The sequence below is a fragment of the Pseudomonas sp. AK-TSAG1-1 genome (assembly GCF_056821665.1).
This window is the reverse complement of record NZ_CM165965.1, coordinates 4418289-4443323: the sequence shown is the minus strand read 5'-3', so window position 1 is coordinate 4443323 and position 25035 is coordinate 4418289. Positions and strand designations below refer to the sequence as shown.

Here is a 25035-nt window from a genome sequence, read left to right as displayed (position 1 = left end):
TCCTTACAATCACAAATCAAAAGGAGCCGAACAGTGATCGACACATTCAACCGAACCGGACCACTCATGGAAGCTGCAAGTTATCCTGCCTGGGCGCAACAGCTCATTGCGGATTGCAGCGAGAGCAAGCGCCGGGTTGTCGAACATGAACTGTACCTGCGCATGCGCGATAACAAGCTCAGCGCCAAGACCATGCGTCAGTACCTGATCGGGGGCTGGCCAGTCGTTGAACAGTTTGCCTTGTATATGGCGCAGAACCTGACCAAGACCAAGTTTGCGCGCCATCCTGGGGAGGACATGGCGCGCCGCTGGTTGATGCGCAACATCCGCGTCGAACTCAACCATGCCGACTATTGGCTGAACTGGAGCCGCGCGCATGGCGTCAGCCTGGAAGATCTGCAGGCCCAGCAAGTCCCGCCCGAGTTGCACGCCTTGAGTCACTGGTGCTGGCATACCAGCTCGGCAGATTCACTGATCGTCGCCATCGCCGCCACCAACTATGCAATCGAAGGTGCGACCGGGGAGTGGTCGGCGCTCGTCTGCTCCACCGGCGTGTACGCCGCGGCGTTCCCGGAAGAGGAGCGCAAGCGCGCCATGAAGTGGCTGAAGATGCATGCTCAATACGATGACGCCCATCCTTGGGAAGCCCTGGAAATCATCTGCACGCTGGCCGGGATGAACCCGAGCAAGGCATTGCAGACCGAACTGCGCCAGGCGGTCTGCAAGAGCTACGACTACATGTACCTGTTCCTTGAGCGCTGCATGCAGCTGGAAACCTCAGAGCGGGCAATCCATGGACGTGAGCGTCTGGCGTTGGTAGAGAGCTGATTTACGGCGGTACACAAGGCAAAAATGTGGGAGCGGGCTTGCTCGCGAATGCGATCTGACATTCAACATCCAGTTGACTGAAAGTCCGCTTTCGCGAGCAAGCCCGCTCCCACATTTGTTTTGTGCTGGCCAGCAGAACTTAGCCAGCCATCGCCAGGCGATTGCGGCCTTCACGCTTGGCCACATACAGCGCGCTATCGGCACGGCGCAGCAGGCTGTCGGCCGACTCCCCCGGCAGCAGGGTCGAGCAACCAAGGCTCACGGTCAGGTCAATCAACTGACCATCCGCAAAGTATTGCGCAGCCTGCGCCGCGTGGCGCAGTCGCTCGCCGACCATCGCCGCCGCTTCCCGGGCGGTGTTGGACAGCAGGATCAGAAACTCTTCCCCGCCATAGCGAAACACCATGTCGACGTTGCGCAGCTGGCCCTTGATCGACGCCGCCACGGCCTTGAGCACGTCGTCCCCGGCGCTGTGTCCGTGGCTGTCGTTGACCCGTTTGAAGTGGTCGATGTCGAGCATCAGCACCGACAACGGTTGCAGGTGCCGCCGCGACATGTCGATCTCGCGTTGCAGGGTCTGCTCCATGGCGATCCGGTTGCCGGTCCCGGTCAACGGGTCACGCAAGGCACTTTGTGTGGCGGCGCGATAGAGCAGGGCGTTGCGCATCGGGAACAGCAGCGACGACAGCAATGATTCGAGGTTGCCCTGGTCCTGCTCGCTGAAGCGCTGGTTGCGGCGAAATACCAGTTCGCCCAGGTGTTCGCCTTCGTGACTCAGGCTGTAACTGACCGAATGGTGACCGCGTGCGCCGAACTCCAGGCGCAGATCGCTGCCCTGATGCACATAGCTCAAGGCGTCGAGCGGCACGAGGCGCTGAACTTCGCGGAAAAACAGACCGAGGATGCGTTGCGGTTCAAGACTGGTTTGCAGTTGCAGGCTCATTTGCTGGCGCAATTGCGCCAGGCTGGCCGGGCGTTCCAGAAGTGGAGGCAGCTGACCAAAGCCCAGGCGTTGCAATTTGGCACTGTCAAAGTCAATTGCATTGGTCTGGGAGGGTGATTTCATATGGCGTGAGCCCCTAAGCAGTAAGTCTGTCTTACAGGCTGGGTGAGAGCGGCTATGGGCTGCGCGTCATACTGATCCATCAGTCCCGTAGGACATTTGGCGTAAGTTTAGTCTGCCTGATGACGATTAGTCAGCTATCGAAATCGGCCTTGCCCCACTGCCTTCACACGGCGTGCTTTGAGGAAAATTAGAGCGAAAGTCGTGCCATTCGGTTCATGTTTATTAAAACCGTTATGAATCAACAGGATGGCGTTTTGCTTTGGAAGGGGATGGCAGATATTTGACTGAAAAGTGCCGGCGAGAGGCGGCAAAGGCGTGCCGCGACGGGAATCCGCCACGGCAACAAAAGCGACGTATGGCAGTTATTGGGCGTTGAATGCCTGACCATTGATGCCCGTGCTGTCCGGGCCCATCAGGTACAGATACACCGGCATGATCTCTTCCGGGGTCGGATTGTTCAGCGGATTCTCTCCCGGGTAAGCCTGGGCGCGCATGCTGGTGCGGGTGCCGCCCGGGTTGATGCTGTTGGAGCGTACCGGCGCCACGCCGTCGACTTCGTCGGCCAGGGTTTGCATCAGGCCTTCGGTGGCGAACTTCGACACGCCGTAGGCGCCCCAGTAGGCCCGGCCCTTGCGCCCGACGCTGCTGGAGGTAAACACCACCGAGGCATCCTGCGACAGCTTGAGCAGCGGCAGCAGGGTGCTGGTCAGCATGAACATGGCGTTGACGTTGACTTGCATTACGCGCATGAAGTTTTCGCCCGACAGTTGTTCGATCGGTGTGCGCGGACCAATGATCGAGGCATTGTGCAGCAGGCCGTCGAGATGGCCGAACTCGGTCTCGATCATCGCTGCCAGCTCATCGTACTGATGGGGCAGGGCGGTCTCGAGGTTGAACGGGATCACCGCCGGTTGCGGGTGGCCCGCGGCCTCGATCTCGTCGTAGACCTGCGTCAGATTGGCTTCGGTCTTGCCCAGCAACAGCACTGTGGCGCCGTGGGCGGCATAGGTTTTTGCGGCAGCCGCGCCAATGCCACGACCGGCACCGGTGACCAGAATGACCCGATCCTTGAGCAATTCGGGACGAGCGGAATAATCAAACATAAAAACCTCTCCATAAGGCGAACGCTGAACTCTGTGGCAAGGGGATTTATCCCCGATGGGCCGCGAGGCAGCCCCAGCATTCTTTCAGGTCGATTCGACATGCAGGTCTTACGACGGCTCCGCCGCCGACCGGGGCGGTGCGTCGTTTCGCTAAATCCCCGCGTTAAAGGGGCTTTTTTCAGCAGCTGCAAAGCGCGCTGTCGAGCACCTTGCGCAATTCCAGCGGATGATCCACCACCACGTCCGCGCCCCAGTGTCGCGGGTTATCGTCCGGATGGATGTAGCCGTAGGTCACGGCAGCCGTTTTAGTGCCGGCATCGCGCCCGGATTCGATATCGCGCAGATCATCGCCCACAAACAGAACAGTCGACGGATCCAGATCAAGCATCTTGCACGCGAGGATCAACGGTTCCGGGTCCGGCTTGCTGTTCTTCACGTGATCCGGGCAGATCAGCAGCGCCGAACGTTCGGCCAGCCCCAGCTGTTGCATGATCGGCTCGGCAAAGCGCAGGGGCTTGTTGGTGACCACACCCCAGATCAGGTTGGCCTTTTCAATATCGGCCAGCAGCTCACCCATGCCTTCGAACAGTTTGCTGTGCACCGCGCAGCCAACCAGATAGCGCTCAAGAAATTCCAGGCGCAGTTCCTCGAAACCCGGCGATTCCGGGTCCATCGAAAAGGTCACGGCGACCATGGCTTTGGCGCCGCCGGAGATTTCGTCGCGGATGTGCTTGTCATTCATCGGCGGCAAACCACGATCCGCGCGCATCGCCTGACAGATGGCGATAAAGTCCGGCGCGGTGTCGAGCAGGGTGCCGTCCATGTCGAAAAGGACTGCTCTGATGGCCATCGGCTTACTCCTCGCGCAGGGTCTGGATCATGTAGTTGACGTCAACGTCGTTGGCCAGCTTGTAGTGCTTGGTCAGCGGGTTGTAGGTCAGGCCGATGATGTCCTTGACGGTCAGGCCAGCCATGCGGCTCCAGGCGCCGAGCTCGGAAGGGCGGATGAATTTCTTGAAGTCGTGGGTGCCGCGCGGCAGCAGCTTCATGATGTATTCAGCGCCGACGATGGCGAACAGATACGCCTTCGGGTTGCGGTTGATGGTCGAGAAGAACACCTGGCCACCCGGCTTGACCATGCGGAAGCAGGCACGGATCACCGACGATGGGTCCGGCACGTGTTCGAGCATTTCCAGGCACGTCACCACGTCGAACTGCTCGGGCATTTCCTCGGCCAGGGCTTCGGCGGTGATCTGGCGATATTCGACGCTGACGCCGGATTCCAGTTGATGCAATTGCGCGACCGCCAGCGGCGCTTCGCCCATGTCAATGCCCATCACGGTTGCGCCGCGCTGAGCCATGGCTTCGCTGAGGATGCCGCCGCCGCAACCAACGTCGAGGACTTTCTTGCCGGCCAGGTTGACCCGCTCGTCGATCCAGTTGACCCGCAACGGGTTGATGTCGTGCAGCGGTTTGAACTCGCTTTCGCGATCCCACCAGCGATGGGCCAGGGCTTCGAATTTGGCGATTTCGGCGTGGTCGACGTTGCTCATGATCTGTTCCTCTGAAACTTGAAAAAGGTTGTAGCCCCGGAGTCTGTTCCGGGGTGTTTACGATTCGGTATGGCCGCTGATGCGCTGGCCCCAGGCTCGAGCGGTAGCGCCCAGCTGTTGTTCATCCAGGCGGGTCAGGCGCCGGTCGTCGAGTAACTGTTTGCCGGCGACCCACAGGTGTTTCACGCAATCGCGGCCGGTGGCATATATAAGCTGCGACACCGGGTCGTAGACCGGTTGTTGGGCCAGGCCGGACAGGTCGAACGCAACGATGTCGGCGGCCTTGCCAATCTCCAGCGAGCCGACCTGCGTCTCGATGCCCAGGGCGCGGGCGCCATTGAGGGTGGCCATGCGCAGTGCGCGATGGGCGTCCAGCGCAGTGGCCGAGCCGGCAACGGCTTTGGCCAGCAGGGCGGCAGTGCGGGTTTCGCCAAGCAGGTCCAGATCATTGTTGCTCGCTGCGCCATCGGTGCCGACGGCCACGTTGACCCCGGCCTGCCACAGACGCTCCACCGGGCAGAAACCGCTGGCCAGCTTCAGGTTCGATTCCGGGCAGTGGATCACGCTGGTGTTGCTTTCTACCAGCAATGCCAGATCGTCATCGCTGATCTGGGTCATGTGCACCGCCTGGAAGCGCGGGCCGAGCAGGCCCAGGCGACCGAGACGGGCCAGTGGCCGCTCGCCGCGATGCTCCAGTGATTGCTGGACTTCGAAGGCGGTTTCATGGACATGCATGTGAATCGACGCGTCCAGCTCTTCGGCGATCACGCGGATTTTTTCCAGGTTCTCGTCACCCACGGTGTAGGGTGCATGGGGGCCGAAGGTGATCTTGATCCGTTCGTGATGTTTCAGATCGCCGAACAGTTCGACGCCCTGGCGAATGGCCTCATCGGCACTGGCGGCGCCGGGAATCGGAAAATCGAGGATCGGAATCGCGATCTGCGCGCGAATGCCGCTGTTGTGCACGCGCTCGCTGGCGACTTTCGGGAAGAAGTACATGTCCGAGAAGCAGGTGATACCGCCCTTGATCTGCTCGGCGATGGCCAGATCAGTGCCATCGCGGACAAAGTCTTCATCGACCCATTTGGCCTCGGCCGGCCAGATGTGATTTTCCAGCCAGGTCATCAGCGGCAGATCGTCGGCCAGGCCACGGAACAGGGTCATTGCCGCGTGGCCGTGGGCGTTGATCAGGCCCGGAGCGAGCAGCACGTCCGGCAATTCTCGGATTTCAGTGGCGTTACACTTCAGTGCTTCAGCGCGTGGGCCGATAAACACGATGCGACCGTCGCGGATGCCCAGGCCATGCTCTTTGAGCACAACGCCTGCGGGTTCGACGGGTACCAGCCAGGTCGGCAGCAATAGTAAGTCGAGCGCAATGGCAGGTTTCGGCATCGAGGGTCGGTTCCAGTGCTTTTGTAAAGGATGGCGAAGTATACCCGAGCGTCTTCGCGGGGGGATCGCTATAATCGGCGGCTTTTGTTCATGAGTGCGGGGTGAGGGATGCGCGATCGACTGTTGGCTGCGGAGAAAGTAAAGGCCATCGATTGGCGAGATGGCGCGCTCCACCTGCTGGATCAGCGTATTTTGCCGTTCGAGGAAACCTGGATTGCCTACACCAGCGCCGCTGGCGTGGCTGAGGCAATTCGTTCGATGGTGGTGCGGGGCGCACCGGCCATTGGCATCAGTGCCGCTTATGGCATCGTCCTCGCGGCCCGTGCGCGGATCGCCGAAGGTGGCGACTGGTACGCGGCGCTGGAAGAGGATTTCGCCTTGCTGGCCGACTCCCGCCCGACCGCAGTCAATCTGTTCTGGGCCCTTGGGCGCATGCACGATCGCCTGGATCGCCTGAAAGAAAACGCCGATCCGCTGGCGGCGCTGGAAGCCGAAGCTATCGCTATTCATGAAAGCGATCGCGAAGCCAACCTGACCATGGCCCAGCTCGGCGTCGATCTGATTCGCAAGCATCAGGGCAATGCCCAGGCGATCCTGACCCACTGCAACACCGGTGCGCTGGCCACTGGCGGTTTCGGTACGGCGCTGGGGGTAATTCGTGCGGCGTACCTTGAAGGTATGGTGGAGCGGGTTTATGCCGACGAAACCCGGCCGTGGCTGCAGGGTTCGCGTCTGACTGCGTGGGAGTTGGCGAATGAAGGCATCCCGGTGACTCTCAATGCCGACTCCGCCGCCGCGCACATCATGAAGACCAAGGGTGTGACCTGGGTGATCGTCGGCGCTGACCGCATCACCGCCAATGGCGATGTGGCGAACAAGATTGGCACCTATCAGCTGGCGGTCAATGCCATGCACCACGGCGTGCGCTTCATGGTGGTGGCGCCGAGTTCGACCATCGACATGAATCTGGCCAGTGGCGACGACATCCCGATCGAGGAGCGTGACGGCGCCGAACTGCTGGAAGTCGGTGGCAAGCGCGTCGGTGCAGACGTCGAGGCGTTCAACCCGGTGTTTGACGTGACGCCGGCGGATCTGATCGATGCGATCGTGACCGAGAAAGGCATCGTCGAGCGTCCGGACACCGCGAAAATGGCCCAGTTGATGTGCCGCAAGCGCCTGCATTGACAGGTTCAGTAGCGGCGTCGGCCTCTTCGCGAGCAGGCTCGCTCCCACAGGTTTTGCATTCACTGCAGAACACTGTGGGAGCGAGCCTGCTCGCGAAAGGGGCTTAAAAGTCAATAAACATCCACAAACCAAGCCTCAAATCTGCATTCAAAGAAGCTCTGAGCCTCTCTCGTCCCCTTTACGCCTGTCATCGGTCAACTAACTATGCTCCATGCGCATCTGGGGGATAGGTGCGTGGCGGCTCTTGTGATAACATCCGGCGTTTTCCGAGGCAGCTTCACGGAGCTGTCTTTACTGCGCAAATCCACGATCCAATGTTGATTTGTCGTAAGTCGGCGCATGGCACTCAGCCTGCCCCGACGAGCTTCGTTCATCCCATATGGATATGACGAAGTTTCACCAGAAAAAGGAATCAGGCTTCTCATGGGCGAACTGGCCAAAGAAATCCTCCCGGTCAATATCGAAGACGAGCTGAAACAGTCCTACCTCGACTACGCAATGAGCGTAATCGTCGGCCGTGCACTGCCGGATGCGCGCGATGGCCTCAAGCCCGTGCACCGTCGCGTACTGTTCGCGATGAGCGAGCTGGGCAATGACTTCAACAAGCCGTACAAGAAATCTGCCCGTGTTGTCGGTGACGTGATCGGTAAGTATCACCCGCACGGTGATACCGCGGTGTACGACACCATCGTCCGCATGGCTCAGCCTTTCTCCCTGCGCTACCTGCTGGTTGACGGTCAGGGCAACTTCGGTTCGGTCGACGGCGACAACGCCGCGGCCATGCGATACACCGAAGTGCGCATGACCAAGCTGGCGCACGAGCTGCTGGCCGACCTGCACAAGGAAACCGTGGACTGGGTGCCGAACTACGACGGCACCGAACTGATCCCGGCGGTCATGCCGACCCGCGTGCCGAACCTGCTGGTCAACGGTTCCAGCGGTATCGCCGTGGGCATGGCGACCAACATTCCGCCGCACAACCTCGGTGAAGTCATCGACGGTTGCCTGGCCCTCATCGACAACCCCGAGCTGACCGTCGATGAGCTGATGCAATACATCCCCGGTCCGGACTTCCCGACTGCCGCGATCATCAACGGTCGCGCCGGCATCATCGAGGCCTATCGCACCGGTCGCGGCCGCATTTACATGCGCGCACGCTCGATCATCGAAGACATCGACAAGGTTGGTGGTCGTCAGCAGATCGTCATCACCGAATTGCCTTACCAGCTGAACAAGGCGCGTCTGATCGAGAAGATCGCCGAGCTGGTAAAAGAGAAGAAGCTCGAAGGCATCACCGAACTGCGCGACGAGTCCGACAAGGACGGTATGCGCGTCGTGATCGAACTGCGTCGCGGTGAAGTGCCTGAGGTCATCCTCAACAACCTCTACGCCCAGACCCAGCTGCAATCGGTATTCGGCATCAACATCGTGGCGCTGATCGACGGTCGTCCACGCATCCTTAACCTCAAGGATCTGCTGGAAGCCTTCGTTCGCCACCGTCGCGAAGTGGTCACCCGTCGTACCGTGTTCGAACTGCGCAAGGCTCGTGAGCGTGGTCACATCCTCGAAGGCCAGGCCGTTGCCCTGTCGAACATCGACCCGGTCATCGCCCTGATCAAGGCTTCGCCGACCCCGTCGGAAGCGAAAGAAGCGCTGGTCAGCACCCCGTGGGAATCCTCGGCCGTAGTGGCGATGGTTGAGCGTGCCGGTGCCGATTCGTGCCGTCCGGAAAACCTCGATCCGCAATACGGTCTGCGCGAAGGCAAGTACTTCCTGTCGCCAGAGCAGGCGCAAGCCATTCTGGAGCTGCGTCTGCACCGTCTGACCGGTCTGGAACACGAGAAGCTGTTGGCCGAGTATCAAGAGATTCTCAACCAGATCGGCGAGCTGATCCGCATCCTCAACAGCGCCGTGCGCCTGATGGAAGTGATCCGCGAAGAGCTGGAAGTGATCCGCGCCGAATACGGCGACGTGCGCCGCACCGAAATTCTCGATGCGCGTCTCGACCTGACCCTGGGTGACATGATCCCGGAAGAAGAGCGCGTCGTGACCATCTCCCACGGTGGCTACGCCAAGACACAGCCGCTGGCTGCGTACCAGGCTCAGCGTCGTGGCGGTAAAGGCAAATCGGCCACCGGCGTCAAGGATGAGGACTACATTGCTCACCTGCTGGTTGCCAACAGCCACACCACGCTGCTGCTGTTCTCCAGCAAGGGCAAGGTGTACTGGCTCAAGACGTACGAAATTCCGGAAGCATCCCGTGCTGCCCGTGGCCGTCCGTTGGTCAACCTGTTGCCGTTGAGCGAAGGCGAATACATCACCACGATGCTACCGGTCGATCTCGAGGCCATGAAGCGTCAGGCTGACGAAGAAGAGGCTGAAGGCGCCGAGGCTGACGTAGAAGAAATCGAAAACAGCAACGAGACCGACGAAGAGCGCCGCGCGCGCATCAAGGCTGCTGACCGCAAGAAGGCTCCGTTCATCTTCATGTCGACCGCTAACGGTACTGTGAAGAAGACGCCGCTGGTGGCCTTCAGCCGTCAGCGCAGTGTCGGTCTGATCGCGCTGGAGCTGGACGAAGGCGACATCCTGATCTCCGCAGCCATCACTGATGGCGAGCAGGAAATCATGCTGTTCTCCGATGGCGGCAAAGTGACGCGCTTCAAGGAATCCGAAGTTCGTGCCATGGGCCGTACCGCTCGTGGTGTGCGTGGCATGCGTCTGCCGGAAGGGCAGAAGCTGATTTCCATGCTGATTCCGGAAGAAGGCAGCGAGATTCTGACTGCATCCGAGCGCGGCTACGGCAAGCGTACAGCCATCACCGAGTTCCCTGAGTACAAGCGTGGCGGCCAGGGCGTTATCGCCATGGTCAGCAACGAGCGTAACGGCCGTCTGGTCGGTGCGGTTCAGGTGCAGGATGGCGAAGAAATCATGCTGATCTCCGATCAGGGCACCCTGGTGCGTACCCGTGTCGACGAAGTGTCGAGCCTGGGTCGTAACACGCAGGGCGTGACCCTGATCAAGCTGGCCAAGGATGAAACCCTGGTCGGTCTGGAGCGGGTTCAAGAGCCTTCGGAAGTCGAAGGTGAAGAGTTTGAGGGTGAAGAGGGTGAGGCGTTCGAAGGCAATGTCGTGATCGACGATGCTGCCGAAGACCAGCAACTCGACGCCGCAGCTGACGAAGAGCCGCAGGAATAAGCGGACAAGCGAGGGGGCGGATGAGAATTCGCCCCCTTGTTATTTGTCCGAACAGAAAATTTGATGTCCAGGGCGACCCCTTGTGGGAGCGAGCCTGCTCGCGAATACAGGCGCTGCGGTACCTCTGAAGCACCGTGGTGATGCATTCGCGAGCAGGCTCGCTCCCACAGATTTCCTGTCTCGGCAGGGGTCCTGTGTTGATTGATGTTGTGATTTATTGCGTGATACCACCAAATCAGAGCGAGATTGGATGTGAGCAAGCGAGCCTATAACTTCTGTGCCGGTCCTGCGGCGCTTCCTGAAGCTGTCCTGCAACGTGCCCAGGGTGAACTCCTTGATTGGCATGGCAAGGGTCTGTCGGTCATGGAAATGAGCCATCGCAGTGATGAGTTCGTGTCCATTGCCAATCAGGCCGAGCAGGATCTGCGTGACCTGCTGAATATCCCGTCGAACTATAAAGTGCTGTTTCTGCAAGGTGGCGCCAGCCAGCAATTTGCGCAGATTCCACTGAACCTGCTGCCGGAAAACGGTTCTGCCGATTACATCGATACCGGCATCTGGTCGCAGAAAGCCATCGAAGAAGCCTCGCGCTACGGCCACGTCAATGTTGCCGCCACCGCCAAGCCTTACGACTATTTCGCCATCCCGGATCAGAGCGAGTGGAACCTGTCGAAAGACGCCGCTTATGTCCACTACGCGCCGAACGAAACCATCGGCGGCCTGGAATTCCAGTGGATCCCGGAAACCGGCGACGTACCGCTGGTGGCTGACATGTCTTCGGACATCCTCTCGCGTCCGGTCGACATCTCGCGTTTCGGCATGATCTACGCCGGTGCCCAGAAGAACATCGGTCCGAGCGGCATCGTGGTCAACATCATCCGTGAAGACTTGCTGGGCAAGGCTCGTGCGCTGTGCCCGACCATGCTCGACTACAAGGTCGCGGCCGATAATGGCTCGATGTACAACACCCCGCCGACCCTGGCCTGGTACCTGTCCGGCCTGGTGTTCCAGTGGCTCAAAGAGCAGGGTGGCGTTGAGGCCATCGCCAGGCTCAATGACGCCAAGCAGCGCACACTGTACGACTTCATTGATGCCAGTGGCCTCTACAGCAACCCGATCAAGAAGTCGGACCGCTCGTGGATGAACGTGCCGTTCCGTCTGGCTGACGATCGCCTGGACAAGCCGTTCCTGGCGGGTGCCGACGAGCGCGGTCTGCTCAATCTCAAGGGCCATCGCTCCGTGGGCGGCATGCGCGCCTCCATCTACAACGCCGTCGACATCAACGCCGTCAATGCGCTGGTGGCGTACATGGCTGAATTCGAGAAGGAGCACGGCTGATGTCCGAGCAAGAACTCAAGGCACTGCGCGTTCGCATTGATGCCCTCGACACCAAAGTCCTGGAGCTGATCAGTGAGCGTGCGCGTTGCGCCCAGGAAGTCGCGCGAGTAAAGATGGCCTCGCTGGCCGAAGGCGAAGTGCCGGTGTTCTATCGTCCTGAGCGCGAAGCTCAGGTGCTCAAGCGTGTGATGGAGCGCAATCAGGGGCCGCTGGGCAACGAAGAGATGGCGCGCTTGTTTCGCGAAATCATGTCCTCGTGCCTGGCCTTGGAGCAGCCGCTGAAAGTGGCTTATCTCGGCCCTGAAGGCACCTTCACGCAAGCTGCGGCCATGAAGCACTTCGGTCACGCGGTGATCAGCAAGCCGATGGCGGCGATCGATGAAGTGTTCCGTGAAGTGGCGGCGGGTGCGGTGAATTTTGGCGTGGTGCCGGTGGAGAACTCCACCGAAGGTGCGGTCAACCACACCCTCGACAGCTTCCTCGAACACGACATGGTGATCTGTGGTGAGGTCGAGCTGCGCATTCACCACCACCTGTTGGTCGGTGAAAACACCAAGACCGACAGCATCAGCCGCATCTACTCCCATGCCCAGTCGCTGGCCCAGTGCCGCAAGTGGCTGGACGCGCACTACCCGAATGTCGAGCGCGTCGCGGTGTCGAGCAACGCCGAAGCAGCCAAGCGGGTTAAAGGTGAGTGGAATTCGGCGGCGATTGCCGGCGACATGGCTGCAGGTTTGTATGGCTTGACGCGTCTGGCCGAGAAGATCGAAGACCGTCCGGACAACTCGACGCGCTTCCTGATGATCGGTAACCAGGAAGTGCCGCCGACCGGCGATGACAAGACTTCGATCATCGTTTCGATGAGCAACAAGCCCGGTGCACTCCATGAGTTGCTGGTGCCGTTCCACGACAATGGCATCGACCTGACTCGTATCGAAACCCGTCCATCGCGCAGCGGCAAATGGACGTATGTGTTCTTCATTGACTTCGTCGGCCACCACCGCGACCCGTTGGTCAAAAGTGTGCTGGAAAAGATCAGTCAGGAAGCAGTGGCACTCAAAGTGCTGGGTTCCTACCCGAAAGCAGTTCTCTAAGGGGCGGTAGCAAATGAGTGGCAATTTCCTCGCTCTGGCACAGCCGGGCGTGCAACAACTTTCGCCGTACGTTCCGGGCAAGCCTGTGGACGAACTGGCGCGCGAGCTGGATCTGGATCCGGCGAAAATCGTCAAACTGGCGAGCAACGAAAATCCGCTGGGCGCCAGCCCGAAAGCGCTGGCGGCAATCCGCGAAGAGCTGACCGAGCTGACCCGTTATCCGGACGGCAACGGCTTCGCGCTCAAATCCCTGCTGGCCGAGCAGTGCCGCGTCGAGCTCAATCAGGTGACGCTGGGCAACGGCTCCAACGACATTCTCGAGCTGGTGGCGCGCGCCTACCTGGCGCCGGGCCTGAACGCGGTATTCAGCGAGCACGCATTCGCCGTTTACCCGATTGCGACCCAGGCGGTCGGCGCTGAGGCCAAAGTGGTTGCGGCCAGAGATTGGGGGCATGACCTGCCTGCGATGCTCGCGGCCATCGACGCCAACACTCGCGTGGTGTTCATCGCCAACCCGAACAACCCGACTGGCACCTGGTTCGGCGCTGAAGCGCTGGACGAGTTCCTGCAGGATGTGCCGGAGCATGTGCTGGTGGTGCTGGACGAGGCGTACATCGAGTACGCCGAAGGCAGCGATCTGCCGGACGGTCTGGACTTCCTTGCGGCGTATCCGAACCTGCTGGTGTCGCGCACCTTCTCCAAGGCCTATGGTCTGGCAGCGCTGCGCGTGGGTTATGGCCTGTCCACCGCTGTCGTGGCAGACGTGCTGAACCGCGTACGCCAGCCGTTCAACGTCAACAGCCTTGCCCTGGCTGCGGCCTGTGCAGCGCTGAAAGACGAAGAGTATCTGGCGCAAAGCCGTCAGCTCAACGAGGCCGGCATGCAGCAACTGCAGGCAGGTTTTCGGGAGCTGGGTCTGAGCTGGATCGAGTCCAAGGGCAACTTCATCTGTGTCGACCTCGGTCAGGTGGCAGCGCCGATTTTCCAGGGCCTTCTGCGTGAGGGCGTGATTGTGCGTCCTGTGGCCAATTACGGCATGCCGAACCACCTGCGGGTGACCATCGGTCTGCCGGCGGAAAACAGCCGCTTCCTCGAGGCGCTGCGTAAGGTTCTGGCTCGTGGGTGATGTCACTGCTCTGCAATCTGCTGCACCTATGATCGGTCGCCTGGTGGTGGTTGGTCTGGGATTGATTGGTGGTTCGTTTGCCAAAGGTTTGCGTGAAAGTGGTATCTGCCGCGAAGTGGTCGGGGTCGATCTCGATCCGCAATCACGCAAGCTGGCGGTCGAGTTGGGCGTGGTGGATCGTTGTGAGGACGACCTGATCGCTGCCTGTCAGGGCGCCGACGTGATTCAGTTGGCGGTGCCGATCCTGGCCATGGAAAAAGTGCTGGCCCGTCTGGCGAGCGTTGATCTGGGCCAGGCAATTCTGACCGATGTCGGCAGTGCCAAAGGCAATGTGGTGCGTGCGGCGACCGAGGCGTTCGGCGGCATGCCGGCGCGTTTCGTGCCGGGCCACCCGATCGCCGGTTCCGAGCAGAGCGGGGTGGAAGCTTCCAATGCCGAACTGTTCCGTCGTCACAAGGTGATCCTGACTCCGCTTGAGCAAACCGATCCCGCCGCGCTGGCGGTGGTCGATCGCTTGTGGCGCGAGTTGGGCGCCGATGTCGAGCACATGCAGGTCGAGCGTCACGATGAAGTGCTGGCTGCGACCAGTCATCTGCCGCACCTGTTGGCTTTCGGTCTGGTCGACTCGTTGGCCAAACGCAATGAAAACCTTGAGATCTTCCGTTACGCTGCGGGCGGTTTCCGCGATTTCACAAGAATCGCCGGAAGCGACCCGGTGATGTGGCACGACATCTTCCTCGCCAACCGCGAGGCTGTCCTGCGCACACTCGATACATTTCGCAGCGACCTCGACGCCTTGCGCGACGCGGTCGATGCAGGGGATGGGCACCAATTGTTGGGCGTCTTCACGCGCGCCCGGGTTGCCCGCGAGCATTTCAGTAAAATCCTGGCCCGCAGGGCCTATGTGGACGCTATGAATTCCAACGATCTGATTTTCCTGGCTCAACCTGGTGGCCGCCTGTCCGGTCGGATTCGCGTACCGGGTGACAAATCGATTTCCCATCGCTCGATCATGCTCGGCTCGCTGGCTGAAGGCGTGACCGAAGTCGAAGGTTTCCTTGAGGGCGAAGATGCCCTGGCAACCTTGCAGGCGTTCCGTGACATGGGCGTGGTCATTGAAGGCCCGCACCACGGTCGTGTGACCATTCACGGCGTCGGCCTGCATGGCCTGAAGCCTGCGCCGGGCCCGATCTATCTGGGCAACTCCGGTACCTCGATGCGTCTGCTGTCCGGCCTGTTGGCTGCGCAGAACTTCGACAGCACCCTGACGGGTGATGCTTCGCTGTCCAAGCGTCCGATGAATCGCGTGGCCAATCCGCTGCGTGAAATGGGCGCGGTGATCGAAACTGCAGCCGAAGGTCGTCCGCCGATGACCATTCGCGGCGGGCACAAGCTCAAAGGTCTGACTTACACCATGCCGATGGCCAGTGCGCAGGTGAAGTCCTGCCTGCTGCTGGCGGGTCTGTATGCTGAAGGCAAGACCACCGTGACCGAGCCGGCGCCGACCCGTGACCATACCGAACGCATGCTGCGCGGCTTCGGCTACCCGGTGAGCGTCGATGGCGCCACGGCGTCGGTCGAGTCCGGCGGCAAGCTGACCGCGACCCACATCGAAGTACCGGGCGACATTTCGTCGTCGGCGTTCTTCCTGGTGGCGGCATCGATCGCTGAGGGCTCCGAGCTGGTGCTGGAACACGTCGGCATCAACCCGACCCGTACCGGTGTCATCGACATCCTGCGCCTGATGGGTGCGGACATCACGCTGGAAAACCAGCGTGAAGTCGGTGGCGAGCCAGTGGCTGACTTGCGCGTACGGGCAGCTAAACTCAAAGGTATCGAGATTCCGGAAGCGCTGGTGCCACTGGCCATTGACGAATTCCCGGTGCTGTTCGTGGCAGCGGCCTGTGCCGAAGGGCGCACTGTGCTGACCGGCGCCGAAGAGCTGCGAGTCAAGGAGTCGGATCGCATTCAGGTGATGGCGGACGGCTTGCTGGCGCTGGGCGTCAAATGCCAGCCAACCCCGGACGGCATCATCATTGATGGCGGCCAGATCGGTGGTGGCGAAGTGCATGGTCATGGTGATCACCGTATCGCCATGGCCTTCAGCGTCGCCTCGCTGCGCGCCACGGCGCCGATCCGTATCCATGATTGCGCCAACGTCGCGACGTCGTTCCCGAACTTCCTTGCGCTGTGTGCGCAGGTCGGCATTCGTGTTGCTCAAGAGGCTCAGTCGTGAAAAACATTGCACCGGTCATCACCATCGATGGGCCAAGCGGTTCGGGCAAGGGCACGGTAGCCGGGATTCTGGCCAAGCGTCTGGGCTGGAACCTGCTGGATTCCGGTGCGCTGTATCGCCTCCTGGCGTTCGCTGCGCACAACCATGGTGTCGACCTGACCAATGAAGAGCTGCTGAAGAAGCTGGCTGCTCATCTGGATGTGCAGTTCATTGCAGCGACTGAAGGCCAGTTGCAGCGCATCATTCTTGAGGGTGATGAAGTCAGTGATGTCATCCGCACTGAAAGTATCGGCGCCGGCGCTTCCCAGGTGGCGGCATTGCCGGCAGTTCGCGAGGCGCTCCTGCAGCGCCAGCGGGCATTTCAGGAGGCTCCGGGGCTGGTGGCTGATGGTCGGGACATGGGCACGGTGGTGTTTCCCGATGCGCCGCTGAAGATTTTCCTGACGGCCAGTGCCGAGGAGCGGGCGCGTCGTCGATATTTGCAGTTGAAGGGCAAAGGCGAGGATGTTAGTCTGTCGAGTCTGCTAGATGAGATCCGTGCGCGCGACGAGCGTGACACCCAGCGAGCGGTAGCCCCGCTTAAGCCGGCGGCTGACGCCATACAGCTGGATTCCACGGAGTTGTCCATCGATCAGGTGCTTGAACGCATCATGAGCGAGATCGCCATTCGCGATATCGCCGGGTGACCAAGAAGGCTACAGGGGACCAGTCATAGTCCTGCAGCGCTTCTTTTATATGAAACTAACCCACACCGTCTGGGGTGTGGAGATGGGCGTATCCTTCGCCCTCATTTACAGGAATTAAAATGAGCGAAAGCTTTGCGGAACTCTTTGAAGAAAGCCTAAAAACCCTGAACCTTCAGGCAGGCTCCATCATCACCGGTGTTATCGTTGATATCGATTACCAAGCTCGCTGGGTAACCGTTCACGCTGGCCTGAAGTCTGAAGCACTCATCCCGCTTGAGCAGTTCTACAACGACGCTGGCGATCTGACTATCAATGTCGGTGACGAAGTTCACGTTGCTCTGGACTCGGTTGAAGACGGTTTCGGTGAAACCAAGCTGTCCCGTGAAAAAGCCAAGCGCGCTGAATGCTGGATCGTTCTGGAAGCAGCCTTCGCAGCTGAGGAAGTGGTCAAGGGCGTTATCAACGGTAAGGTTAAAGGCGGCTTCACTGTCGACGTTAACGGCATCCGTGCGTTCCTGCCAGGTTCCCTGGTTGACGTCCGTCCAGTGCGCGACACCACGCACCTGGAAGGCAAAGAGCTGGAATTCAAGGTCATCAAGCTGGACCAGAAGCGCAACAACGTTGTCGTTTCCCGTCGCAGTGTCCTGGAAGCCGAGAACTCCGCCGAGCGTGAAGCTCTGCTGGAATCCCTGCAGGAAGGCCAGCAAGTCAAAGGTATCGTCAAAAACCTCACCGATTACGGCGCATTCGTCGATCTGGGTGGCGTGGACGGCCTGCTGCACATCACCGACATGGCCTGGAAGCGCATCAAGCATCCTTCCGAGATCGTCAACGTTGGTGACGAAATCGACGTTAAGGTTCTGAAATACGATCGCGAACGCAACCGTGTTTCCCTGGGCCTGAAGCAGCTGGGCGAAGATCCATGGGTTGCTATCAAAGCCCGTTACCCAGAAAGCACTCGCGTTACCGCTCGTGTAACCAACCTGACCGACTACGGCTGCTTCGCTGAGCTGGAAGAAGGCGTTGAAGGTCTGGTACACGTATCGGAAATGGACTGGACCAACAAGAACATCCATCCTTCGAAAGTCGTACAAGTCGGCGACGAAGTGGAAGTTATGGTTCTGGACATCGACGAAGAGCGTCGTCGTATCTCCCTGGGCATCAAGCAGTGCAAATCGAACCCATGGGAAGATTTCTCTGGCCAGTTCAACAAGGGCGATAAAATCTCCGGTACCATCAAGTCGATCACCGATTTCGGTATCTTCATTGGTCTGGACGGCGGCATCGACGGTCTGGTTCACCTGTCCGACATCTCCTGGAACGAAGTGGGCGAAGAAGCCGTACGTCGTTTCAAGAAGGGCGACGAACTGGACACCGTTATCCTGTCGGTTGACCCAGAGCGCGAGCGTATCTCCCTGGGTATCAAGCAACTGGAAAGCGATCCGTTCTCCGAGTACGTCTCGGTTAACGACAAAGGCGCAATCGTTACTGGCACCGTGAAAGAAGTTGACGCCAAAGGCGCCATCATCGTTCTGGCCGACGATATCGAAGCAACTCTGAAAGCCTCCGAAATCAGCCGTGACCGCGTTGAAGACGCGCGCAACGTTCTGAAAGAAGGCCAGCAAGTAGAAGCCAAGATCATCAGCGTTGATCGCAAGAGCCGCGTAATTCAGCTGTCGATCAAATCGAAAGACGATGCTGAAGAGAAAGAAGCTATCCAGAGCCTGAACTCTGTTCAGGAAGCTCCAGCCGATACCACCATGGCTGCTCTGCTGAAGCAAGCAATGGCCAAACAGAACTAAGTTCTGCTTGATCATGAAAAAGGGCGACTTCGGTCGCCCTTTTTTGTGCCTGCGATTTGGTGAGTTGTGATGCGGTCTGGGTGTATTGGGTCGCTGGTGAAACCAATCTGTTTGCCTGGTTGTCTGTTTCTTTAATCGGATCAATTGCCTGTTCGCGACTAAGCTAGGTGTTAGTCGTGTAGTGGTCGGGCTGTTGCCTGGCATAAGGAAGTGGATGAACAGATTTATTGTCTTCATGGCGGTGTTGGTGTCGGTGTTGGTGTTGGCTGGTTGCACCACAAGTGCCAAGACGCATGCGGTACGTGGGGTCAGTGGCATCGAGATCGATTGTTCCGGCCTGGGTTCGGGGTGGGAGAAATGTCAAAGGCGCGCAGCGAAAGAGTGCAAGGGGGTGGGTTACAAGGTGCTCACCCGGTCTGATGACGCAAAGGATGACGATGAGTTTCCATTTGGCTTCAACCCCGCAGGCTATGTAACCCGAACCATGCTGGTGATGTGTCGCTGACCGCGCGCTGATCCGGTTTGGTGTTTTTGTGTTCTGAAAACGGGCGTTTCGACGCCGAGGAAGATATGTCAATCCCTGGGCTGTTCAAAATCTTCCGGGCGTGCTAAAACCTTTCAAGCGCTGATCTAGCTGCTTGAAAAAGAAGGGAAAAATATGACGAAGTCGGAGTTGATCGAACGAATTGTCACCCATCAAGGGCTACTCTCATCCAAGGATGTGGAGCTGGCCATCAAGACCATGCTTGAACAAATGTCCCAATGTCTGGCCACCGGTGATCGCATCGAGATCCGCGGGTTTGGCAGCTTCTCCCTGCATTACCGTGCGCCGCGTGTCGGGCGCAATCCAAAGACTGGTCAGTCTGTCAGTCTGGACGGCAAATTCGTTCCGCATTTCAAGCCGGGCAAGGAATTGCGCGACCGGGTGAATGAGGAAGAGGAGGAGGGGGTTTGACAGTCGCTATCTCTCAAGGAGTCAATCATGCGTAACCTCAAGCGCATGCTTCTTGGCGTTTTCATTTTATTGTTGGTATTGGTGATTCTGGCGTTCGTGCTCGAGAATCAGCAATCCATCTCGTTGATGTTCCTCGGTTTGGCTGGGCCACAACTTCCAGTATCGTTGGTGGTGGTCTGCGCATTGCTCGTTGGCATGCTGATTGGTCCGATCCTTGGGTGGTTTCTGGGACGTTCGTCCAGAGCTGCACGAAAGCGCCTTGTCTGAGTTTGATGGTTGCAGCGCGCCTATCAAATTTGGGTCGTCGCTTGTCCATATCCATTAGTAAAACGTTCATTAAGCTGTAAAATGCAACCCTTGTTCGATAGTGGTCTATTTCCACGTCGATTCAGACTGACTCTGACGGAAGCCCTGAGGTTGGCGGCTTCCGCATTCATGGATTAGACAGTGCTCCTATATGGCCTGTCCGCAGCTCAAGGGTATGCTTTCGCGTGAAAATTCTAGTTACCGGCGGCGCCGGGTTCATCGGCTCGGCAGTCATCCGTCACATCATCTCCAACACCACCGACTCTGTCGTTAACGTTGATAAGCTGACCTACGCCGGTAACCTGGAGTCTTTGGCTGAAGTCAGTCATGACTCGCGATACGCTTTTGAGCGTGTTGATATTTGTGATCGTGATCAGATTGATCGTGTTCTGCGTGAGCATCAACCCGATGCGATTATGCATCTGGCCGCAGAATCTCATGTCGATCGCTCTATTTCCGGGCCTTCCGAGTTCATCCAGACCAACATCATCGGCACTTACACATTGCTTGAAGCGGCTCGCCATTATTGGGCTGCACTGGATGATGCGCGTAAAGCCAGCTTCCGTTTCCATCACATTTCGACTGACGAAGTTTATGGTGATCTGGAAGGTCCGGAAGATCTGTTCACTGAAACTACACCTTATCAGCCGAGCTCCCCGTACTCGGCCAGCAAGGCCAGTTCCGATCACCTGGTTCGCGCATGGGCTCGCACCTACGGCTTGCCGACACTGGTGACAAACTGCTCGAACAATTACGGCCCTTGCCACTTTCCCGAGAAGTTGATCCCGTTGATCATTCTCAATGCACTGGAAGGCAAGCCATTGCCGGTCTATGGCAAAGGCAATCAGGTTCGCGACTGGTTGTATGTCGAAGACCATGCGCGTGCGCTGTACAAGGTTGTAACTGAAGGTGTCATTGGCGAGACCTACAATATTGGTGGTCACAACGAGAAGCAGAACATTGAGGTTGTCCATACTCTTTGCGCGCTGCTTGATGAGCTTCGTCCTGATTCCGCGCATCGTCCGCACGCAAGTCTGATTGCTTATGTGCAGGATCGCCCTGGCCATGACCAGCGCTACGCGATCGATGCAAGCAAGATTCAACGTGAGCTTGGCTGGACTCCGGAAGAAACCTTCGAAACCGGTATTCGCAAGACTGTCGAGTGGTATTTGCAGAACACTGAGTGGGTTGCTCACGTGAAGAGCGGCAGCTATCAGCAGTGGATCGATCAAAACTACGCAGACCGTTCAAAAAAAGCATGAAAATCCTTCTACTTGGAAAAAACGGCCAGGTAGGCTGGGAGCTGCAACGCTCCCTGGCTCCTCTTGGCGAACTGGTTGCTCTGGATCGCCACCCGGTTGGCGGTCTGACTGGTGATCTGTCTGACCTTGACGCGCTGCGTAATACGATTCGTCAGGTCAAGCCCGACATCATTGTCAATGCGGCGGCTTACACTGCCGTTGATAAGGCCGAATCCGAAATCGAGTTGGCTGATCGCGTGAACGCTCTCGCCACGGAGGTTATGGCGCAGGAAGCTGCGTCTTTGAACGCGTGGCTGGTTCACTATTCCACCGACTATGTGTTCAGTGGTGAAGGCTTGGCTGCGTGGCGGGAGACCGACGCGGTATCGCCGGTCAATCACTATGGCGCCAGCAAGCTGGCAGGCGAACAGGCGATAGTCGCCTCGGGTTGCAAGCACCTGATTTTCCGTACAAGTTGGGTCTATGCAGCGCGTGGCAATAATTTCGCCAAGACCATGCTGCGTCTGGCCAAGGATCGCGAGACGCTTGGCGTCATCTCCGATCAGATCGGCGCTCCAACAGGTGCTGACCTGATTGCTGACGTGACAGCATTGGCTATTCAGCGGGTTCTGCTCCGCCCTGAGTTGGCAGGTCTCTATCATTTGGCCGCTGCCGGCGAAATCTCATGGCACGGATATGCCTGTCATGTGATTGACCTTGCCAAGGCTAGCGGTGAGGAGCTTGCCGTCAAGGCAATCAATCCGATAGATACCACTGCCTACCCGACTCCTGCGCGCCGCCCTCTGAATTCCCGACTGGATACTCAGAAACTGCGCGACAACTTTTCTCTACACTTGCCGGATTGGCAAAGTGGTGTAACCCGAATGATTATGGAAGTTCTGAATAAATGATCACGACAAATCGTAAAGGCATCATTCTCGCCGGCGGTTCCGGCACACGCCTGCATCCACTGACGCTCGGCGTTTCCAAGCAGATGCTGCCCATCTACGACAAGCCGATGATCTTTTATCCTTTGTCGGTGCTGATGCTGGCCGGCATGCGTGAAATTCTGATCATTTCCACGCCCGATGATTTGCCAAGCTTCCGCAAGTTGCTGGGAGACGGAAGTCTGTACGGTATCAAGCTGACCTATGCGGAGCAGCCGAGCCCGGATGGTCTTGCTCAGGCGTTCATCATTGGTGAAGAGTTCATCGGTGATGATCCTTGCTGCCTGATTCTGGGCGACAATATTTTTCATGGTCAGCATTTCTCCGACAACCTGCGCTCAGCCTGCTCTCAGCAGGAGGGGGCCACAGTGTTCGGATATCATGTTTCTGATCCTGAGCGCTTCGGTGTCGTGGAGTTTGATGCGCAAGGTCGGGCGCTGAGCATTGAAGAGAAGCCGGCCAAGCCCAAATCGAGCTATGCCGTTACCGGTTTGTATTTCTATGACAACAAGGTTGTCGAGATTGCCAAGGGAATCAAGCCTTCTCCGCGTGGTGAGCTTGAAATCACCGATGTAAATCGCGCCTATTTGAGCCAGGACTCCTTGAAAGTGGAGCTTCTTGGTCGCGGTTTCGCATGGTTGGATACAGGGACTCACGAATCGCTTCTTGAGGCCAGTCACTTTGTGCATACGATCGAACATCGGCAAGGTTTCAAGGTCGCATGCCTGGAAGAAATCGCCTACAACAATGGCTGGATTGATGCTGCACAACTCGCACAACAGGCAGAGCGCTTGAAGAAAACCGGCTACGGGCAATATCTGCAGCAACTGTTGGAGACAGGTCATATCTGAATTTGCTCGGGAAGATTCAGTGCGCCCTTCTTTAGGGGTAATTCAGGGCTGGTATAGCGGTGAGACCCATTAAAGTTGCAATTTTGCTTGCTGCGTACAATGGCATGGCATGGATCGAAGAGCAGGTCGCTTCGATTCTTTGCCAGCAAGGGGTGGAGCTCAACCTCTTTATCAGTATCGACCCCTCAACGGATGGTACTGAAGCCTGGTGTGCAGATCTTGCCGCCCGACATGATTGTGTGATGGTGCTGCCTGCCGGTGATCGGTATGGCGGCGCTGCATGTAACTTCTATCGCTTGGTTCGTGATGTCGATCTGACTGCGTTTGATTTCGTAGGGTTTGCCGATCAGGACGATATTTGGCTTCCTGAGAAACTGAAGCGCGCCACCGATATTCTTGCAACCGGTGAATACTCCGCTTATTCGAGCAACGTCACGGCCTTTTGGTCGGATGGGCGAACTGTTGTTTTGAACAAGGCGCAGCCTCAGGTTGCCTGGGATCATATATTCGAGGCGGCAGGTCCAGGTTGTACCTATGTATTCAGTCGCGCATTGGCGCAACACCTGAAGCAATCAATGCTGGCCAACTGGCATTCGCTACAGGGTGTCACATTGCATGACTGGTTCTGTTACGCCTTTGCGCGCAGCCATGGATATCGCTGGTTCATAGATCCTTTGCCTTCTATGCGATATCGGCAGCACGAGCACAATCAGGTGGGCGCGAATACCGGAATTTCCAATCTGATTGCTCGATACAAAACGATCCATGATGGTTGGTGGTTTGATCAGGTGCGATTGATTGTGCGGTTGGTGGGGTTGGATTCGGATCCTTTTGTTCGGCGCTGGTCGAAGCTGGGGCGTTGGCAGTTACTCAAACTATCACTGAGTGCTGCAAGTTGCCGGCGACGATTGCGTGACAAAGTGTTGTTTTTCTTTACCTGTTGGTTAACTTCTCTGTTAGGAGGGAAGGCAAGATGACTTCCCGAAGAGTATTGGTTACAGGTGCTACCGGCTTTGTCGGTGAGGCGGTCGTTCTCCGATTATTGCTTGATCGGGTCCTGACTCCGGTAGCTGTCGTCAGAAGGGCATCGTGTTTGTCAGGATTGTGCCCCACGGTAATGTTCGACCTTGCCAGTTCGAATGAGCTGCCCGAGTTCGAGAATATAGATGCGGTGATTCACGCGGCGGCGCGCGTGCATGTCATGAAAGAGGCAGCACCAGATGCGCTCGCAGCCTTCAGAAAAATAAATGTCGACGGTACTGTGAAGCTGGCGCGAAAAGCGGCGCAATCAGGGGTCAGACGCTTCATATTTATCAGTTCGATCAAGGTTAACGGTGAGGTGACGCTGCCAGGTCATCCGTTCAAGGCGGATGATATCCCGGCGCCTCTTGATGCGTACGGCATTTCAAAGCTCGAGGCGGAAGAGGCGCTGAAAAGTATCGGTAAAGAGACCGGGATGGAGGTTGTCATTATCAGGCCTCCACTTGTCTATGGGCCGGGTGTAAAGGCGAATTTCTACCGGATGATGAGCGTGCTGACGAGGCGGTTGCCGTTGCCGATGGGCGCAATCAATAATCGTAGAAGTATGGTGGGTATCAGTAATCTGGTGGATCTGATTGTCACCTGTGTTGATCACGTTGGTGCAAGGAATCAGACCTTCCTGGTCAGCGATGGCAGAGATTTGTCCACTAGCGAACTGTTGCGTTGCCTGCGAGAGACAATCGGTGGCAAGGCGTTGCTGATACCTTTTCCCGAAGTGGTGCTCAGGGCGGTCTTGAGATTGTGTGGAATGCACTCTGTCATACAGCGAGTTTGTGGTTCTTTGCAGGTTGACATTACGGCAACAAAGGCGGCTCTCGGTTGGTCTGCGCCTTATTCTCCAGAGGTGGAGTTGAAGAAAACTGCACTAAAGTTTCTCGAGAGCCAACAATAAATTATTGTTGGTCTGGAACTTTGGAAGTGCGGTTGGAATGTTGTTAGGTTGCAGATATTAACAATAATTACTGGGGCTGTATCTTTTTTTTGTTCTGATGTATAATGGGGGGTATTTTTATATTTGTTTTTGTACTTAAGAGTAGTGGATCCCGTTGAGTTTTGAGTCGAAATATTTCCTCTTGGGGTGCATTAC

Annotated in this window: 22 protein-coding genes; 17 read left to right on the top strand and 5 right to left on the bottom strand. The window is 57.9% G+C overall.

Annotated elements, in window-relative coordinates:
• The first annotated feature begins 66 nt into the window (after nt 1-66).
• On the top strand, nt 67-828 hold the full coding sequence (locus tag AC1UK9_RS19965; RefSeq protein ID WP_371262587.1) for an iron-containing redox enzyme family protein: 762 nt from the start codon (nt 67-69) through the stop codon (nt 826-828).
• Between the two features lie 139 nt (nt 829-967).
• Here AC1UK9_RS19965 and AC1UK9_RS19960 read toward each other — a convergent pair whose 3' ends face one another.
• From AC1UK9_RS19960 to AC1UK9_RS19940, 5 genes are all read right to left on the bottom strand, one after another.
• Nucleotides 968-1894 (bottom strand): GGDEF domain-containing protein, encoded by a 927-nt coding sequence (locus tag AC1UK9_RS19960; protein WP_473013216.1) that lies wholly within the window; start codon nt 1892-1894, stop codon nt 968-970.
• Between the two features lie 362 nt (nt 1895-2256).
• Complete coding sequence (locus AC1UK9_RS19955; protein ID WP_025113079.1) at nt 2257-2997, bottom strand: YciK family oxidoreductase; 741 nt, start codon at nt 2995-2997, stop codon at nt 2257-2259.
• Between the two features lie 178 nt (nt 2998-3175).
• Nucleotides 3176-3847, bottom strand: a complete 672-nt coding sequence (gene mupP, locus AC1UK9_RS19950) for an N-acetylmuramic acid 6-phosphate phosphatase MupP (protein ID WP_473013215.1) — start codon at nt 3845-3847, stop codon at nt 3176-3178.
• Between the two features lie 4 nt (nt 3848-3851).
• Nucleotides 3852-4550: a bifunctional 2-polyprenyl-6-hydroxyphenol methylase/3-demethylubiquinol 3-O-methyltransferase UbiG gene (gene ubiG, locus AC1UK9_RS19945; protein WP_025113081.1), complete on the bottom strand. Its 699-nt coding sequence runs from the start codon at nt 4548-4550 to the stop codon at nt 3852-3854.
• A gap of 57 nt (nt 4551-4607) precedes the next feature.
• Nucleotides 4608-5942 (bottom strand): TRZ/ATZ family hydrolase, encoded by a 1335-nt coding sequence (locus AC1UK9_RS19940; protein ID WP_473013214.1) that lies wholly within the window; start codon nt 5940-5942, stop codon nt 4608-4610.
• 108 nt (nt 5943-6050) lie between these two features.
• On the opposite strand from AC1UK9_RS19940, the gene mtnA reads away from it, so the two are divergent.
• The 16 genes from mtnA to AC1UK9_RS19860 all read left to right on the top strand — a co-directional run bounded on the left by mtnA (nt 6051) and on the right by AC1UK9_RS19860 (nt 24840).
• Complete coding sequence (gene mtnA / locus AC1UK9_RS19935) at nt 6051-7127, top strand: S-methyl-5-thioribose-1-phosphate isomerase (RefSeq protein WP_025113083.1); 1077 nt, start codon at nt 6051-6053, stop codon at nt 7125-7127.
• Between the two features lie 423 nt (nt 7128-7550).
• On the top strand, nt 7551-10325 hold the full coding sequence (gene gyrA / locus AC1UK9_RS19930; RefSeq protein ID WP_473013212.1) for a DNA gyrase subunit A: 2775 nt from the start codon (nt 7551-7553) through the stop codon (nt 10323-10325).
• A 252-nt stretch (nt 10326-10577) separates the two neighbouring features.
• Nucleotides 10578-11663, top strand: a complete 1086-nt coding sequence (gene serC, locus AC1UK9_RS19925) for a 3-phosphoserine/phosphohydroxythreonine transaminase (protein WP_482578345.1) — start codon at nt 10578-10580, stop codon at nt 11661-11663.
• Complete coding sequence (gene pheA / locus AC1UK9_RS19920) at nt 11663-12757, top strand: prephenate dehydratase (RefSeq protein WP_025113086.1); 1095 nt, start codon at nt 11663-11665, stop codon at nt 12755-12757. Before serC ends, pheA begins: the two co-directional genes overlap by 1 nt.
• Before the next feature lie 13 nt (nt 12758-12770).
• Nucleotides 12771-13883 (top strand): histidinol-phosphate transaminase, encoded by a 1113-nt coding sequence (gene hisC / locus AC1UK9_RS19915; protein WP_025113087.1) that lies wholly within the window; start codon nt 12771-12773, stop codon nt 13881-13883.
• Between the two features lie 28 nt (nt 13884-13911).
• The gene (locus tag AC1UK9_RS19910; protein ID WP_338802653.1) at nt 13912-16119 is read left to right on the top strand and encodes a bifunctional prephenate dehydrogenase/3-phosphoshikimate 1-carboxyvinyltransferase; all 2208 of its coding nucleotides are present in this window, start codon (nt 13912-13914) and stop codon (nt 16117-16119) included.
• Nucleotides 16116-16805, top strand: a complete 690-nt coding sequence (gene cmk / locus AC1UK9_RS19905; RefSeq protein ID WP_482578344.1) for a (d)CMP kinase — start codon at nt 16116-16118, stop codon at nt 16803-16805. The genes AC1UK9_RS19910 and cmk overlap by 4 nt, the downstream gene beginning before the upstream one ends.
• Nucleotides 16806-16924: 119 nt before the next feature.
• The gene (rpsA, locus tag AC1UK9_RS19900; RefSeq protein ID WP_025113090.1) at nt 16925-18607 is read left to right on the top strand and encodes a 30S ribosomal protein S1; all 1683 of its coding nucleotides are present in this window, start codon (nt 16925-16927) and stop codon (nt 18605-18607) included.
• A 214-nt stretch (nt 18608-18821) separates the two neighbouring features.
• Entirely contained in the window at nt 18822-19112 is a 291-nt protein-coding gene (locus AC1UK9_RS19895) for a hypothetical protein (RefSeq protein WP_482578343.1), read from the top strand.
• A gap of 153 nt (nt 19113-19265) precedes the next feature.
• Nucleotides 19266-19562, top strand: a complete 297-nt coding sequence (gene ihfB / locus AC1UK9_RS19890; RefSeq protein ID WP_003189779.1) for an integration host factor subunit beta — start codon at nt 19266-19268, stop codon at nt 19560-19562.
• A gap of 27 nt (nt 19563-19589) precedes the next feature.
• Nucleotides 19590-19829 (top strand): LapA family protein, encoded by a 240-nt coding sequence (locus AC1UK9_RS19885; protein WP_473013207.1) that lies wholly within the window; start codon nt 19590-19592, stop codon nt 19827-19829.
• Nucleotides 19830-20053: 224 nt separating this feature from the next.
• Entirely contained in the window at nt 20054-21130 is a 1077-nt protein-coding gene (gene rfbB, locus AC1UK9_RS19880) for a dTDP-glucose 4,6-dehydratase (RefSeq protein ID WP_025113093.1), read from the top strand.
• Nucleotides 21127-22020 (top strand): dTDP-4-dehydrorhamnose reductase, encoded by an 894-nt coding sequence (rfbD, locus tag AC1UK9_RS19875; RefSeq protein WP_482578342.1) that lies wholly within the window; start codon nt 21127-21129, stop codon nt 22018-22020. The genes rfbB and rfbD overlap by 4 nt, the downstream gene beginning before the upstream one ends.
• Entirely contained in the window at nt 22017-22907 is an 891-nt protein-coding gene (gene rfbA / locus AC1UK9_RS19870; RefSeq protein WP_025113095.1) for a glucose-1-phosphate thymidylyltransferase RfbA, read from the top strand. Before rfbD ends, rfbA begins: the two co-directional genes overlap by 4 nt.
• 104 nt (nt 22908-23011) lie before the next feature.
• Nucleotides 23012-23884, top strand: coding sequence for a glycosyltransferase (locus tag AC1UK9_RS19865; protein ID WP_482578341.1), 873 nt, complete (start codon nt 23012-23014; stop codon nt 23882-23884).
• Nucleotides 23881-24840 carry a UDP-glucose 4-epimerase family protein gene (locus tag AC1UK9_RS19860; RefSeq protein WP_473013205.1) on the top strand — a complete coding sequence of 320 codons (960 nt, stop codon included), beginning with the start codon at nt 23881-23883 and terminating at the stop codon, nt 24838-24840. Before AC1UK9_RS19865 ends, AC1UK9_RS19860 begins: the two co-directional genes overlap by 4 nt.
• The last annotated feature ends 195 nt before the right edge of the window (nt 24841-25035 follow it).

What these genes read in the sequence shown, in the direction of transcription:
- AC1UK9_RS19965 (WP_371262587.1), top strand. Translation starts at nt 67, where the DNA reads ATGGAAGCTGCAAGTTATCCTGCCTGGGCGCAACAGCTCATTGCGGAT.
- AC1UK9_RS19960 (WP_473013216.1), bottom strand. Translation starts at nt 1,894, where the DNA reads ATGAAATCACCCTCCCAGACCAATGCAATTGACTTTGACAGTGCCAAA.
- AC1UK9_RS19955 (WP_025113079.1), bottom strand. Translation starts at nt 2,997, where the DNA reads ATGTTTGATTATTCCGCTCGTCCCGAATTGCTCAAGGATCGGGTCATT.
- mupP (WP_473013215.1), bottom strand. Translation starts at nt 3,847, where the DNA reads ATGGCCATCAGAGCAGTCCTTTTCGACATGGACGGCACCCTGCTCGAC.
- ubiG (WP_025113081.1), bottom strand. Translation starts at nt 4,550, where the DNA reads ATGAGCAACGTCGACCACGCCGAAATCGCCAAATTCGAAGCCCTGGCC.
- AC1UK9_RS19940 (WP_473013214.1), bottom strand. Translation starts at nt 5,942, where the DNA reads ATGCCGAAACCTGCCATTGCGCTCGACTTACTATTGCTGCCGACCTGG.
- mtnA (WP_025113083.1), top strand. Translation starts at nt 6,051, where the DNA reads ATGCGCGATCGACTGTTGGCTGCGGAGAAAGTAAAGGCCATCGATTGG.
- gyrA (WP_473013212.1), top strand. Translation starts at nt 7,551, where the DNA reads ATGGGCGAACTGGCCAAAGAAATCCTCCCGGTCAATATCGAAGACGAG.
- pheA (WP_025113086.1), top strand. Translation starts at nt 11,663, where the DNA reads ATGTCCGAGCAAGAACTCAAGGCACTGCGCGTTCGCATTGATGCCCTC.
- hisC (WP_025113087.1), top strand. Translation starts at nt 12,771, where the DNA reads ATGAGTGGCAATTTCCTCGCTCTGGCACAGCCGGGCGTGCAACAACTT.
- AC1UK9_RS19910 (WP_338802653.1), top strand. Translation starts at nt 13,912, where the DNA reads ATGATCGGTCGCCTGGTGGTGGTTGGTCTGGGATTGATTGGTGGTTCG.
- rpsA (WP_025113090.1), top strand. Translation starts at nt 16,925, where the DNA reads ATGAGCGAAAGCTTTGCGGAACTCTTTGAAGAAAGCCTAAAAACCCTG.
- AC1UK9_RS19895 (WP_482578343.1), top strand. Translation starts at nt 18,822, where the DNA reads ATGAACAGATTTATTGTCTTCATGGCGGTGTTGGTGTCGGTGTTGGTG.
- ihfB (WP_003189779.1), top strand. Translation starts at nt 19,266, where the DNA reads ATGACGAAGTCGGAGTTGATCGAACGAATTGTCACCCATCAAGGGCTA.
- AC1UK9_RS19885 (WP_473013207.1), top strand. Translation starts at nt 19,590, where the DNA reads ATGCGTAACCTCAAGCGCATGCTTCTTGGCGTTTTCATTTTATTGTTG.
- rfbD (WP_482578342.1), top strand. Translation starts at nt 21,127, where the DNA reads ATGAAAATCCTTCTACTTGGAAAAAACGGCCAGGTAGGCTGGGAGCTG.
- rfbA (WP_025113095.1), top strand. Translation starts at nt 22,017, where the DNA reads ATGATCACGACAAATCGTAAAGGCATCATTCTCGCCGGCGGTTCCGGC.
- AC1UK9_RS19865 (WP_482578341.1), top strand. Translation starts at nt 23,012, where the DNA reads ATGGCATGGATCGAAGAGCAGGTCGCTTCGATTCTTTGCCAGCAAGGG.
- AC1UK9_RS19860 (WP_473013205.1), top strand. Translation starts at nt 23,881, where the DNA reads ATGACTTCCCGAAGAGTATTGGTTACAGGTGCTACCGGCTTTGTCGGT.